Annotated in this window: 14 protein-coding genes; 3 read left to right on the top strand and 11 right to left on the bottom strand. The window is 70.6% G+C overall.

What is annotated here, in order from left to right; genetic code table 11:
- Positions 1-43: 43 nt before the first annotated feature.
- The 5 genes from DFJ69_RS17220 to DFJ69_RS17200 all read right to left on the bottom strand — a co-directional run bounded on the left by DFJ69_RS17220 (position 44) and on the right by DFJ69_RS17200 (position 3,979).
- Positions 44-790: an NADH-quinone oxidoreductase subunit C gene (locus DFJ69_RS17220; RefSeq protein ID WP_116023538.1), complete on the bottom strand. Its 747-nt coding sequence runs from the start codon at positions 788-790 to the stop codon at positions 44-46.
- Positions 790-1,344, bottom strand: coding sequence for a NuoB/complex I 20 kDa subunit family protein (locus tag DFJ69_RS17215; protein ID WP_116026700.1), 555 nt, complete (start codon positions 1,342-1,344; stop codon positions 790-792). Before DFJ69_RS17215 ends, DFJ69_RS17220 begins: the two co-directional genes overlap by 1 nt.
- On the bottom strand, positions 1,344-1,703 hold the full coding sequence (locus tag DFJ69_RS17210; protein WP_116023537.1) for an NADH-quinone oxidoreductase subunit A: 360 nt from the start codon (positions 1,701-1,703) through the stop codon (positions 1,344-1,346). The genes DFJ69_RS17215 and DFJ69_RS17210 overlap by 1 nt, the downstream gene beginning before the upstream one ends.
- A 153-nt stretch (positions 1,704-1,856) precedes the next feature.
- Positions 1,857-3,113: a geranylgeranyl reductase family protein gene (locus tag DFJ69_RS17205; protein ID WP_116023536.1), complete on the bottom strand. Its 1,257-nt coding sequence runs from the start codon at positions 3,111-3,113 to the stop codon at positions 1,857-1,859.
- Positions 3,114-3,286: 173 nt separating this feature from the next.
- Positions 3,287-3,979: a demethylmenaquinone methyltransferase gene (locus DFJ69_RS17200; RefSeq protein WP_116023535.1), complete on the bottom strand. Its 693-nt coding sequence runs from the start codon at positions 3,977-3,979 to the stop codon at positions 3,287-3,289.
- 224 nt (positions 3,980-4,203) lie between these two features.
- Between DFJ69_RS17200 and DFJ69_RS17195 the strand changes: the two genes are divergently transcribed.
- Positions 4,204-5,406, top strand: coding sequence for an RNA-guided endonuclease InsQ/TnpB family protein (locus DFJ69_RS17195; RefSeq protein WP_170177699.1), 1,203 nt, complete (start codon positions 4,204-4,206; stop codon positions 5,404-5,406).
- A gap of 16 nt (positions 5,407-5,422) precedes the next feature.
- Here DFJ69_RS17195 and DFJ69_RS17190 read toward each other — a convergent pair whose 3' ends face one another.
- Both DFJ69_RS17190 and DFJ69_RS17185 read right to left on the bottom strand, forming a co-directional pair.
- Positions 5,423-5,698, bottom strand: coding sequence for a DUF4229 domain-containing protein (locus tag DFJ69_RS17190; protein WP_116023533.1), 276 nt, complete (start codon positions 5,696-5,698; stop codon positions 5,423-5,425).
- 12 nt (positions 5,699-5,710) lie between these two features.
- The gene (locus DFJ69_RS17185; protein ID WP_116023532.1) at positions 5,711-6,745 is read right to left on the bottom strand and encodes a threonine ammonia-lyase; all 1,035 of its coding nucleotides are present in this window, start codon (positions 6,743-6,745) and stop codon (positions 5,711-5,713) included.
- A 255-nt stretch (positions 6,746-7,000) separates the two neighbouring features.
- Here DFJ69_RS17185 and DFJ69_RS17180 point away from each other — a divergent pair, with 255 nt between their 5' ends.
- Positions 7,001-7,204: a BldC family transcriptional regulator gene (locus DFJ69_RS17180; protein WP_103937724.1), complete on the top strand. Its 204-nt coding sequence runs from the start codon at positions 7,001-7,003 to the stop codon at positions 7,202-7,204.
- Between the two features lie 185 nt (positions 7,205-7,389).
- Here DFJ69_RS17180 and DFJ69_RS17175 read toward each other — a convergent pair whose 3' ends face one another.
- Both DFJ69_RS17175 and DFJ69_RS17170 read right to left on the bottom strand, forming a co-directional pair.
- Positions 7,390-7,632: a hypothetical protein gene (locus DFJ69_RS17175; RefSeq protein WP_116023531.1), complete on the bottom strand. Its 243-nt coding sequence runs from the start codon at positions 7,630-7,632 to the stop codon at positions 7,390-7,392.
- A 15-nt stretch (positions 7,633-7,647) separates the two neighbouring features.
- Positions 7,648-8,625, bottom strand: coding sequence for a hypothetical protein (locus DFJ69_RS17170; RefSeq protein ID WP_116023530.1), 978 nt, complete (start codon positions 8,623-8,625; stop codon positions 7,648-7,650).
- A 177-nt stretch (positions 8,626-8,802) separates the two neighbouring features.
- Here DFJ69_RS17170 and DFJ69_RS17165 point away from each other — a divergent pair, with 177 nt between their 5' ends.
- Complete coding sequence (locus tag DFJ69_RS17165) at positions 8,803-9,117, top strand: PLDc N-terminal domain-containing protein (RefSeq protein ID WP_116023529.1); 315 nt, start codon at positions 8,803-8,805, stop codon at positions 9,115-9,117.
- Positions 9,118-9,373: 256 nt separating this feature from the next.
- Here DFJ69_RS17165 and ccsB read toward each other — a convergent pair whose 3' ends face one another.
- Positions 9,374-10,378 (bottom strand): c-type cytochrome biogenesis protein CcsB, encoded by a 1,005-nt coding sequence (ccsB, locus tag DFJ69_RS17160; protein WP_116026699.1) that lies wholly within the window; start codon positions 10,376-10,378, stop codon positions 9,374-9,376.
- 5 nt (positions 10,379-10,383) lie between these two features.
- The gene (resB, locus tag DFJ69_RS17155; protein ID WP_116023528.1) at positions 10,384-11,985 is read right to left on the bottom strand and encodes a cytochrome c biogenesis protein ResB; all 1,602 of its coding nucleotides are present in this window, start codon (positions 11,983-11,985) and stop codon (positions 10,384-10,386) included.
- Position 11,986 lies beyond the last annotated feature (1 nt).

The following is an 11,986-nucleotide window of genomic DNA, read 5'->3' as shown; positions in this document are numbered from 1 at the left end:
GCCGCAACCGCCCGCAGCATCCGGGCGGGTCGTTGAACGCGCCTCATACGTACGACCTCCGCTGGTCGGGCGGCGGGATCTCCGCGCCGCGGTATTCGACCGGGATCCCGCCGAGGGGGTAGTCCTTGCGCTGCGGGTGGCCCACCCAGTCGTCGGGCATCTCGATGCGGGTCAGCGCGGGGTGGCCGTCGAAGATGATCCCGAAGAAGTCGTAGGTCTCCCGTTCGTGCCAGTCGTTGGTCGGGTAGACCGCCACCAGCGAGGGGATGTGCGGGTCCTCGTCGGGACAGGTGACCTCGAGCCGGACGCGCCGGTTGTGGGTCATCGACAGCAGGTGGTAGACGGCGTGCAGCTCGGCGCCCGGGTCGGTCGGATAGTGCACGCCCGACACTCCGGTGCACAGCTCGAACCGCAGGTCCGGCTGGTCGCGGAGGGTCTGCGCGACGCGGGGCAGATGCTCGCGGCCGACCACCAGGGTCAGCTCGCCGCGGTCCACCACGACCCGTTCGATCGCGTCGCCGAAGTGCGGGTACGCCCGTTCCAGCGCGTCGGCGACCTCGTCGAACTCACCCGGCTGCGCCGCCCCCTCCGGCCCGCCGTACGGGCGGGGGGCGGTGACCTTGGGGCTCTGGCGGACGACCAGCCCGCCGTAGCCGGAGGTGTCGCCGGTGGTCTTCGCGCCGAACATGCCCGTGCGGGCGATCGGCTGCTCCCGACGCTCCTCGGGCCGCTGTGCCGGCAACTGGTCGGCGGACTGCTCCGCCTGCTGCTCGGGGTTCTGGCTCGACATCAGATCATCCCCTGTGGCTGTCCGAGCAGCGGCAGGCGGCGGCGCTTGGCCTCTTCGAGCTCCTCGATCTGCCGCGTGCGCTGCGCGCCCAGCTTGGTGTTGCCGATCTTGTCGTGCAGTTTGAGGATCGCGTCCAGCAGCATCTCCGGCCGCGGCGGACAGCCGGGCAGGTAGATGTCGACCGGGACGATGTGGTCCACGCCCTGCACGATGGCGTAGTTGTTGAACATGCCGCCGGAGGAGGCGCACACGCCCATCGCGATGACCCACTTGGGCTCGGTCATCTGGTCGTAGATCTGGCGGAGCACGGGGGCCATCTTCTGGCTGACCCGGCCCGCGACGATCATCAGGTCGGCCTGCCGGGGGGTGGCGGAGGCGCGTTCCATCCCCCAGCGGGAGAAGTCGTGCCGGGGGTCGCCGGTGGCCATCATCTCGATGGCGCAGCAGGCCAGCCCGAAGGTGGCCGGCCACACCGAGCTCTTGCGCGCCCAGCCCGCCACCTGCTCGACCGTGGTCAACAGGAATCCGCTGGGGAGTTTCTCCTCTAGACCCATCAGTCCCACTCCAGACCGCCGCGCCGCCAGATGTAGGCGTACGCGACCAGCACGGTGACGATGAAGAGAACCATCTCGACGAGGGCGAAGATCCCCATGCTGTTGAAGGCGACCGCCCAGGGGTACAGGAAGATGATCTCGATGTCGAAGACGATGAACAGCATCGCCGTCAGGTAGTACTTGATCGGGAAGCGCCCGCCGCCGACCGGCTGCGGGGTGGGCTCGATGCCGCATTCGTAGGCCTCGAGTTTGGCGCGGTTCCAGCGTTTGGGGCCGGTCAGGGAGGCCATCACGACCGAGACGGCCGTGAACCCGAAAGCCAGCAGGCCCAGGACGACGATCGGAACATAGAGATCCATGGGTCCCTACACCCCCTTCTCGGCTCGTACGGCGTTGTACGTGGCGTGACGCATGACATGGATGTGATCCCTGCCATGGTCACGGGTCGCCACCTTAGTCAGGGCGGTCATCGCTCCATCCCTCGGGGGGTGGCCCCGTCTCGTCGTCCCTGATCATGCCGCCGGGGCCACCTTGGACATGGCGTTGATGATCCGGTCCATCGCATCGCCGCCCCGTGGATCGGTGAGGTTGGCGAGCAGTTTGAGGGTGAACCGCATGAGGGTCGGGTGCGGCAGGCCGTGCCTGGTCGCGAATTTCATGATCCTCGGGTCCCCGATGGCCTTCACGAAGACCCGGCCGATGGTGAAGTAGCCCCCGTGCTCGTCCTTGAGGATGCGCGGGTACTCGTACAGCGCCCGTTCGCGCTGTGCGGCGGTGGGCCGGGCGAGGGCCTGGACGATGATGTCGGCGGCCAGCCGGCCGGACTCCAGCCCGTAGTCGATGCCCTCGCCGTTGAACGGGTTGATCATGCCGCCGGCGTCCCCGACCAGCAGCATCCCCCGGGTGTAGTGCGGCTGCCGGTTGAAGCCCATGGGCAGCGCCGCGCCCCGGATGGGTCCGGTGGCGTGGTCCTCGTCGAACTGCCACTCCTCCGGCATGCCGGCGCACCAGCCGCGCATCATGGCGCGGTAGTCGACGTTCTGGAACGACTTGCTGGTGTTGAGCAGGCCGAGGCCGACGTTGGACAGGCCGTTGCCGAGCGGGAACACCCAGCCGTAGCCGGGGAGCAGGCGCTGCCCGTCCCACAACTCCAGCCACGACTCCAGGTACTCGTCGTCGTGGCGGGGGGTCTGGTAGTAGCGGCGGACGGCCACGCCCATCGGCCGGTCGTCGCGCTTGCGCAGGCCCATGGCCAGCGATAGGCGGCTGGAGCCGCCGTCGGCGGCGACCACGAGCGGCGCGCGGTACTCGACGTCCTCACCCTGGTACCGGGCGGTGACGCCGATGATCCGGTCGGTGCGCTCGTCCAGGATCGGGCCGGTGACGTTGCAGCCCTGCTGGAGCTTGGCCCCCGCCTTGGCGGCGTGCTCGGCCAGCAGTTGGTCGAGGTCGGTGCGGGCGCGGACCAGGCCGAAGTCGGGGAAGCTGGCCAGCTCGGGCCAGGGCAGCTCGACCTTGGTGCCGCCGCCGTAGATGCGCAGCCCCTTGTTGCGGATCCAGCCCGGGGCGTCGAGGTCGACACCCATCGAGATCAGCGCCCGAACGGCCCGGGGGGTGAGCCCGTCACCGCAGATCTTGTCGCGGGGGAAGGTGGCCTTCTCCAGCAGCAGGACGTCCAGCCCCGCCTGGGCGAGCCAGTAGGCGGTCGCGGATCCGGCGGGGCCCGCTCCGACGACGATGACGTCGGCCTGTCCGGAGGAGTCGGTCACGGCGATGTTCCTTAGCTCGTTCGCTTGTGAAGTACTTCACAAGGATCCTTGGGGAGTCTATTCCTTCGGCGGGTGAGATGGGTACCTGGGCACCCGCCGTCTTTGGACCGGTCCGAAGAGGTTTGCCCGGACGAGATGCAACGTTTGTCCGGGTTTGCCCTGGCGCTCGTGCGTTAACCGGGATTGACGGCATGGTGCAGTGCGACGACCCCGAAGGTGAGGTTCCGCCACCGCACACCGCCCCAGCCGGCACCCTGCAGCCGGCGCGCCAGCTCCGCCTGCGCCGGCCACGCAAGGGTGGATTCACCCAGGTAGCGGTACGAATCCGGATTGGAACCCATCCGCCCCAACAGCGGCAGCCCGTACCTGAGATGGAGGCCGTGACCGAACGCCAGCAGCCGGTTCGGGGGGTGACTCACCTCGCACACCACCAGCCGGCCGCCCCGCCGGGTGACCCGGCGCAGCTCCCGCAGTGCCAGGTCGGTATCGGCGACGTTACGCAATCCGAACGAGATGGTCACGGCGTCGAACGCGCCGTCGGCGAACGGCAGTCGGAGGGCGTCCCCGGCGACGAACCGCGGCAGGGACGTCCGGCGCCGCCCCACCCGGAGCATGCCCAGGGAGAAGTCGCAGGCGACGGTGTGCGCGCCCGCCTCCGCGAACGGCACCGAGGAGGTCCCGGTGCCGGCCGCCAGGTCCAGCACCCGCTCACCGGGCCCGGCGTCCACCGCCGAGACCACCGCCCGCCGCCACCGCCGGTCGAGCCCACCGGTCATCAGGCTGTTGAGCAGGTCGTACCGTTCGGCGGTGCCGTCGAACATGGCCGCGACGTCGGCGGGGCGTTTGTCGAGAGAAGCGCGGGTCATGGCCCCAACCCTACGAGGACGACCGTTGCGGAGGTCGTTCAGTGTCTCCTAATGAAGGGCCCCAGCTTATGAGGCCGGGGATCGTTCCCCTTCGTGCGCGGGCGCGTTGGCATCGTCGGGGGTCGAGGCGTGCTGCACGTGGACCCCGGGGCCACAGCTTTGTTCACCCATGTCTCCTATTGTGATGACATGGTCACCATAGGTAAGATCGGAAGGTGAAGCTGATGGTGCAGGTGAGGTTGTTGCCGACGTCCGAGCAGGCGTCGGCGCTGCGATCGACCCTGCACGTCTGCAACGTGCAGGCGAACGAGGTTTCGCGGACCGCGTTCGAGCGCGGCGTGTTCCGAAACCATGACCTGCGCAAGCTCACCTACCGGTCGGTGCGGGACGCGGGGCTCGGGTCGCAGGCCGCCCAGCATGTGATCAAGAAGGTCGCCGACGCCTACGGCACGCTGCGAGCCGGCATCCGGGCGGGGAACTTCGGCAGGCCCGGCTCCCGGCGCCGGATCAAGGCCGAGAGCAAGCCGATCACGTTCCGCCCTGACGCCGCACAGCCGTTCGACCGACGCAACATGTCGTTGGCCCTGGATGCGGGGACCCTCTCGCTCTGGACTCTCAACGGCCGGTTGAAGGGCGTACCGTTCGCCTGCTCCACCTCGGCGCGAAGGACCCTGGCCGAGTGTCGCCACGGTGAGTCCGATCTGCTGTGCCGGGACGGAAAATGGCTCTTGCTGGTCACGGTCGAGGTGGCCGAGCAGCCGTTGAACGAGGAACCCGACGGGTTCATCGGGGTGGACCTCGGCATCGCCAACATTGCGACCACCTCCACCGGATATCGCGCGGCCGGCCGTGAGTCGAGTCGGCACCGCGCCCGCCAAGCCCGACTCCGCCGCAGGCTCCAGGCCAAGGGCACCAAGTCCGCCAAGCGGGTGTTGAAGCGGCAGCGTCGCAGGGAGCAGCGGCGTGCCAGGGATGTCAACCACTGTGTTTCGAAACGGATCGTGGCCGAGGCCGAACGCACCGGACGCGGCATTGCCCTGGAAGACCTCACGGGCATCCGCGACCGGGTACGGCACCGCCGGCCCCAACGGGCCGCGTTCCACTCGTGGGCGTTCCACCAACTCGGGAACTTCATCACCTACAAGGCCCGCCGGGCCGGGGTGCCGGTGGTGTTCGTGGACCCGGCCCACACCTCCCGAACCTGCGCGGACTGCGGCCATCGCGAACGGGCCGACCGCGTCGATCAAGCCCTGTTCATCTGCCGAGGCTGCGGCGTCGTTGCGCACGCGGACCGGAACGCCTCCCGCAACATCGCCCGCAAGGGCGAGGTTGCGTGGGATGCGGGGCGGCGGTCATCCGCCCCTGCCCCACCCCGTGGCGGGGTGGGCTGGACGCGGCGGGCCACCCGACAGCCTGTTGGGCCCTAGCCGCAAGCTCGGCCCGTCAGGGCTGAGAATCTGACGAGTCTTCTTTGGCGCGGTCGCGTTCGAAGCGTTGTCGCTGGTTGCCGATCCCGCCGGTGAGGGACTCCGAGACCTTGTCGCGCAGCCCGGCGAGCAGCACGTAACTGACGACGCCGCTGATGCCCACCGAGAGAGCGAGCAGCAGCAGCATGGCGCCGGGCTTGTCGTAGTCCAGGTCCACCACGAGGATCAGGACCCCGATGGTGACGGCGAAGATGGCCAGCCGGGCGGCGGTGTAGGCGAGAAAAGCGCGCATGACGGGGCGATTCTACGCCAGGACCTCGGAGAACAGCGCCGGGGCCACGTTGCCGCCGGAGAGCACCGACACGTACGACGAGGCCGGGGGCAGGGCGTCGCGCCGGTAGAGGTAGGCGGCGGTGGCGACCGCGCCGCCGGGCTCGGCGATCAGGCGGACGTCGCGGGCCAGGTGCCGCATGGCCCGGCGGATCTCGTCGTCGCTCACCACCACGACGTCGTCCACGTACTCGCGGATGTGCGCGAACGTCAGCGCGCCGACCCTCGGGACGCGCAGCGCGTCGGCGATCGTGAGGCCGGTCTGCTCGACGGGCCACTCCACCCGGCGGCCCGCGCGCAGCGAGGCGCGGGCGTCGGCGGCCAGCTCGGGCTCCACCCCGATCACCCGGGCGTCCGGCCGCAGGCCCTTGACCGCGGCGGCGACGCCGGAGATGAGGCCGCCTCCGCCGATCGGCACCAGCACCACCTCGACGCCGGGGAGGTCCTGGACGATCTCCAGCCCGACGGTGCCCTGACCCGCGATGACGTCCGGATGGTCGAACGGCGGGATCTGCACGAAGCCGTGCGCCTCGGCCAGCCGTTCGGCCGTCTCGACGCGGGCCTCCATGGTGGGCTCCACGTACACGATCTCGGCGCCGAGCCGGCGGCAGGCGTCCACCTTGACCTCGGGCGTGGTGTGCGGGACCACCAGCACCACCGGGATGCCGAACCGGCGCGCGGTGTGCGCGACGGCCTGCGCGTGGTTGCCGCTGGAGTGCGCCACGACACCCCGCGCGCGGTCCGCCTCGGGCACCCGGGCGATCGCGTTGTACGCGCCGCGGAGCTTGAACGCCCCGATCGGCTGCAGCGACTCGGCCTTCACCAGCAGCGGCGGATCGGTGAGCGGGAACGGGACCAGCGGAGTGCGCACGCACACCCCGGAGAGTCGGGCCGCCGCGTCCTCGATGTCGGCCACGGTCACCAACTCGGGACCGGGCGCACCGCGATGCCGTCCCGGGGCGGCCGGATCCCGTTGCGCCGCCTCGTCGTGTCGAGTCACTCCGGACATGGCCCAGAGACTATGCGGTCATCCCCGGCGGACCGAAGGAGGAGTAACCAGAGGCCCCAAGGGGGACACATCGGGACCCTTCGGACCGCAGTGACGGACGTGACCGAAGCTCACGTTTACTTCTCGTGATCTATGCAGGTCAGACTGCTACTCACGGTGATGTTTTCCGAAAACAAGGGAGAAAACGGTCTCCGCCCGGCACACTAAGAATCTGTCCACCCGCGCCGAGAGCGGGACAAAGGGGGAGAGAACAACGTGGAAAGTACCAGCGAGCGCCTGCTGACCCCCGGAGAGGTGGCCGCGCTCTTCAGGGTCGACCCCAAGACGGTGACCCGATGGGCCGCGGCGGGCCGGATCAGCAGCATTCGCACGCCCGGAGGACATCGCCGGTTCCGCGAGTCCGAGGTGCACGCCCTGCTGCGCGGCGAGGAGCCGCTGGCCGAGCATTCCGGCCGCTGATCCGCCGGGCTCCGGCCGTCGGGCCGATCTCTCCATCGGGGCGGGACCGTTTCGGGGGAACCGTTCCCCGCCTCTGAGCACCGTCGGCCCGCCGCGCCCGACCGGTGCTCGCCCGACACCCGCCATTCGCCGAAACCGCCGTTCCCGCCATTGACGTCCTTGACCTCCGCGTTCACGGAGTCGGGTCAGTCCTCCGGCTGGGTGGCCTTCCACTCCTCGAACTCGCGGAGCAGGGCCTCGTCCCCGTCCCGCCACAGTCGACGTTTCTCCGCCAGCTCCTCCTCGGTCAACGACTCGCCGAGCAGCCGGTCGTAGTCGGGGTCGCCCGGGCCTATCTCCACATAGCCCTGGCCGAGAATCCGCCCGTCGTCCGTGGTCGCGCTCTGGGGTACGCGCAGGGTGCCGTCGGGAAGCCGGATCACGTACACCGTCCATCACCTCGGCTAGATTCCGTATCGGCGGTTGAAGAACAGCATCACATCGAGCGCCAGCCGGATGTTCCCGCCGAGCATATCCACCAGCGCGGGACGCTGCCGGACGGAGATCGAGGCGAACGCGTCCGCGAAGAACTCCCGTCGTCCCAGCTCGGCGGGCTGCCGGTGGAACTCGCTGGCCAGGTACGGCAGGCAGCGGGCGTACAGGGCGCGGAAGTCGGCGCTGTCGGACTGCCAGCGCTCGGCCGTGCCGTCCAGGTCGTCGAGCGCGTGCCCCACCTCGTGCATCATCACATCCGGGGTCGGCGACGGCCGGTCCCCCACCACGATCTTGCGGTCGCCGTAGGCCCCGGCGCAGATGTCCCAGGTCGCCTTGCCGGACGGCAGCGGATGGCCGGACAGGTGCCCCATGTGGTCGAGCTGCGGCACCCCGCCCTGGCCGACGTAGATGGCGTCGAGGCCGGCCGCGAGTCGTTCCTTGAGCGGCTCGGGCAGCGCCGCCAGGCTCTCCACCGCCCGGACCACCTCGGGTGTCGGCGGCCCGGTCGCGGCGTCCCACTGCCGGTGCAGGATGCCCTCCAGCGGACCGCAGTGCCGCAGGCCGTCGCCGAGGCCCGGCGCCTCCGGGGCGTTCGGCTCGGCCCTGGGAAGGTCGGTGCCGAGCTCGAAATCCGCCCAGCTCGGCCCGCCGCCCTCGGGCTCGCCGGGACGGACCCGGGACCGGCGCGCACGGGCCGCGTCCTCGTCCGGCCCGTCGGGCCCGACGGACATCTCGGCGGACTCGCGGACGGCGAAGTCGTCGTCCCGACCGCCGTTGCGGAAGCGGCCCCACTTGTCGCGGGGCTGGCTGCTGCGGGGCCGGATGGACGACCAGCGCGAGGCCCGGTCGGGCGGGGACTGGTCCGGGGGCGGCTGGTCCGGCGGGGACGGCGCGAAGGCATCCTCGGGCCGCTCGCGGGACCTACGGCGAATACCCCTGTAGCGCATCCACCCCGCCTCTCAGGAATCCGGTGCGCGACGTTCCGGTCCCGTACCGCGACCATGCCGCCCATGGCAGGGTAAGCCGCGACCCACCTCCCCGTCGACAAGGGGTCAAGGGGTCGCCTCGGGGCTCACCGCCCCGACCGACACGTGCGCCGCCGGACCACGGGTTAGGCTCGAGGCATGCTGTATGTCCTGCTCGGCCTGATCACCGTCGGCATCTGGCTGTTCTGCCTCTTCGACGTGCTCACCACGGACGAGGGCGGCACACGGCTCCTGCCGAAGTTCGGCTGGTTCCTGATCGTCCTGCTCGGCTTCATGATCGGCTCGGCGCTGTGGCTGCTGGTCGGCCGCCCGCGCGTCCCGACGGGACCGTCCGGCACCCCCGGGGGGCCGTCCCCGACCTCCCCCGGCCCGCGCCCCGCACCCCCGCGGGGCCCCGACGACGACCCCGACTTCCTCCGCGGCCTGGAACGCCGCATCCGCGGCGACGAGTAGTCGTGCTTATTTGTGGGGGGACGACCCCCCAAACCCCCCGCGCCCGTCTTGCTTTTATGTGGGGGGACGACCCCCCACACCCCCCGCGCCCGGTCTTGGAGATCTTCAGGCGGGCGCCCCTCCGCTGGCGCTCCGGAGCGCCCGCCTGAAGGACCGGGCAAAACCCCCGGGTGTGAAGGACCGGGCAAAACTCGGAGCGTGAAGGACCGGGCGAAACCCCCGGTGGCTGGACGGGCCGTTGAGGGTCACTCCTGCGCTAACCCGCGTAGGAGTGCATCCCCGAGAACAGGTAGTTGACGCCGAAGAAGTTGAACAGCAGGGCGGCGAAGGCGACCAGGCCGATCACGGCGGCGCGGCGGCCCTTCCAGCCCGCGGTGGCGCGGGCGTGCAGGTAGCCGGCGTAGATCACCCAGGTGACGAAGGACCAGATCTCCTTGGGGTCCCAGCCCCAGTAGCGGCCCCACGCCTCGTCGGCCCAGATGGCGCCCGCGGTGATCGCGAACGTCCAGATGGGGAACGCGAACATGGTGATCTTGTAGGCCAGCCGGTCCAGGGTGTCGGCGGCCGGCAGCAGCGACGACGTCGGCTCGCCGTCGGCCCGACGGGTGTCGCGGCGGGCGCGGACCACGTACAGGACCGTGGACACGCCGGCGACCGTGAACGCGCCGGTCGCCATGATGGCGGCGGAGACGTGGATGGCGATCCAGTAGGACTTCAGCGCCGGGTCCAGCGGACCGACCGGGGTGTACAGCCAGATCGTCGCGACGCCGAGGGCGATCACGGCGGCCAGCATCACGAAGGCGCCCAGGAAGCGGGCCTTGTAGCGGGCCAGGACCACCAGGTAGGCGGTGACGGCCGCGAACGCGATGGCGGCGAGGAACTCGTACATGTTCCCCCACGGCCAGCGTTCGGCCGCCCAGCCGCGGGTGACGATCATGCCCAGGTGGGAGCCCCAGCCCAGGACGCTGATCAGGATGGCGAACCGACCCCAGTCCCGTTCCGCACGAGGCTCGGGGCGCTCGGGGGCCTCGGGGGTGTCCTCGGGCGGCGCACCCGCGGTCCGAGGAGCGTCGGTCGCCCCGGCCGCCGCACCGACCAGGACCTTGGCGGGGGCCTCCCGCTCGGCCTCGGCCGTCTCGGCGGTGGCGCGGCGACGGCCGAAGCCCAGGTCGAGCGCGTAGCCGACCATCGCCACGACGTACAGCAGCACGGCGCCCAGCGCGAGCTGGTCACTCAGATTCGCGAGGTCGCTGTCGGGCACGCTCGTCACTCCTCGGTCTTGTCGTCAGAGCCGGTCCGGACCTGTGGGTCGTCTCGGCGCAGCGCCGCCACGACGTCGTCGAACTCGGGGGTCGGGTTGCCCAGGGTCAGCCCGCCGACCTCCACCACCGTACGCCCGCCCTCTCCAGGGGTCGCACGCACCCACACCCGACGGCGTCGCACCAGGAAGGAGCCGATGAGGCCGACGATGGCGACGATGGCCGCGGCCAGCGCGGGCAGCCGTCCGGGGTCGCGGTTGACGGAGAGGCTGATCCACTCCTTGGCGCCGTCGAAGGTGATCGAGCCGCCGCCCGGGATCGCGAACGTCTCGCCCTGACGCAGCAGCTTCGAGCCGCCCCTGACGGGCTGGAGCGTCTTGCCGATGCCCTCGATGCGGTACACCGACTGCGGGATGCCGGAGTCCAGTCCCAGGTCGCCCCGGAACGTCATCAGCGACACCGTGGGGTTCAACAGGGCGGGGAAGGCCGACAGCACCTGCTTGTTGCGGGTGTCGGCCACGGCCGTGGGCCAGAACACCGCCTGGAACGCCAACTGCTGGGGCCGGGCGTCGGGGACCTTGATGACGCCCTCGCTGGTCAGGTTGCGCTGTTCGAGCGGCAGGAACGGCATGGCGCCCCGGTAGGCGATGTCGCCGTTGCCGTCGCGCACCGTGAACTGCGGGGCGTAGCCGTGGTTGAGCAGGTAGATCTTGGCGCCGCCGACCGCCAGCGGATGGTTGACGCGCAGGTTGTAGAACTTCTCCGGCGCCTCGGGCCGTTCCCGGTAGTAGACCCGGGCGGAGAAGTCCAGCGGCCTCCCGCGCCGCTCCCCCTCCTCCACGAAGGTGACCTTGAAGTGGTCCAGCCGCATCGAGAACGGGGCCATCCGGTCGGGGTCGAACTGCCGTCCCGGCGTGAACTGGTCGTAGTACGCCAGCGAGTTGGCGAAGGCGCCGCCCTCGGTCAGCACGATGTTGCCGCGATAGCCGAACAGCGCGCCCGCCCCCACCGCGAACAGCAGCACCAGCAGCGCCAGGTGGAAGAGCAGGTTGCCGATCTCGCCGAGATAGCCCTTCTCGGCGGCGACCGAGCCCTTCCCGTCCGCGACCCGGAAGCGGCGTCCGCGCAGCAGCCTGCGCGCCTCGGCGAGCACCTCGTCGGCGTCGCGTTCGGTCTCGTACGAGGTCGACTGCGGGAGCCGGGACAGCACGCGCGGCGCGGCGGGGGGTCGGGCGCGCATCGCCCGCCAGTGGTGCCGCGACCGGGGGATGACGCAGCCGGCCAGCGACACGAACAGCAGGATGTAGATGGCCGCGAACCACGGCGCGGCGAACACGTCGAACAGCGAGAGCCGGTCGAGCCAGGGACCCGTCGTCCGGTGCTCGTCGAGGTACTCGACGACCTTCTCGGGGGCCTGGCCCCGCTGCGGCAGGATCGAGCCCGGCACCGAGCCCAGCGCCACCAGGAACAGCAGGATCAGCGCGGTGCGCATGGAGGTGAGCTGACGCCAGCCCCAGCGCAGCCATCCGACCGGCCCCAGGCCCTTGGGCCTCGGCTCGCGGCCCTGGGAGACCCGCCGCACGGCGGTGGGCTCCTGTGTCTCCGTCATC

The organism is Thermomonospora umbrina (assembly GCF_003386555.1).
In the GTDB taxonomy this organism is placed as follows: Bacteria; Actinomycetota; Actinomycetes; order Streptosporangiales; family Streptosporangiaceae; genus Thermomonospora; species Thermomonospora umbrina.
Note: the sequence above shows the minus strand (reverse complement) of the source record. Positions and strands in the feature narration are given on the sequence as shown.

What these genes read in the sequence shown, in the direction of transcription:
- DFJ69_RS17220 (WP_116023538.1), bottom strand. Translation starts at nt 790, where the DNA reads ATGTCGAGCCAGAACCCCGAGCAGCAGGCGGAGCAGTCCGCCGACCAG.
- DFJ69_RS17215 (WP_116026700.1), bottom strand. Translation starts at nt 1,344, where the DNA reads ATGGGTCTAGAGGAGAAACTCCCCAGCGGATTCCTGTTGACCACGGTC.
- DFJ69_RS17210 (WP_116023537.1), bottom strand. Translation starts at nt 1,703, where the DNA reads ATGGATCTCTATGTTCCGATCGTCGTCCTGGGCCTGCTGGCTTTCGGG.
- DFJ69_RS17200 (WP_116023535.1), bottom strand. Translation starts at nt 3,979, where the DNA reads ATGACCCGCGCTTCTCTCGACAAACGCCCCGCCGACGTCGCGGCCATG.
- DFJ69_RS17195 (WP_170177699.1), top strand. Translation starts at nt 4,204, where the DNA reads ATGGTGCAGGTGAGGTTGTTGCCGACGTCCGAGCAGGCGTCGGCGCTG.
- DFJ69_RS17190 (WP_116023533.1), bottom strand. Translation starts at nt 5,698, where the DNA reads ATGCGCGCTTTTCTCGCCTACACCGCCGCCCGGCTGGCCATCTTCGCC.
- DFJ69_RS17185 (WP_116023532.1), bottom strand. Translation starts at nt 6,745, where the DNA reads ATGTCCGGAGTGACTCGACACGACGAGGCGGCGCAACGGGATCCGGCC.
- DFJ69_RS17170 (WP_116023530.1), bottom strand. Translation starts at nt 8,625, where the DNA reads ATGCGCTACAGGGGTATTCGCCGTAGGTCCCGCGAGCGGCCCGAGGAT.
- DFJ69_RS17165 (WP_116023529.1), top strand. Translation starts at nt 8,803, where the DNA reads ATGCTGTATGTCCTGCTCGGCCTGATCACCGTCGGCATCTGGCTGTTC.
- resB (WP_116023528.1), bottom strand. Translation starts at nt 11,985, where the DNA reads ATGACGGAGACACAGGAGCCCACCGCCGTGCGGCGGGTCTCCCAGGGC.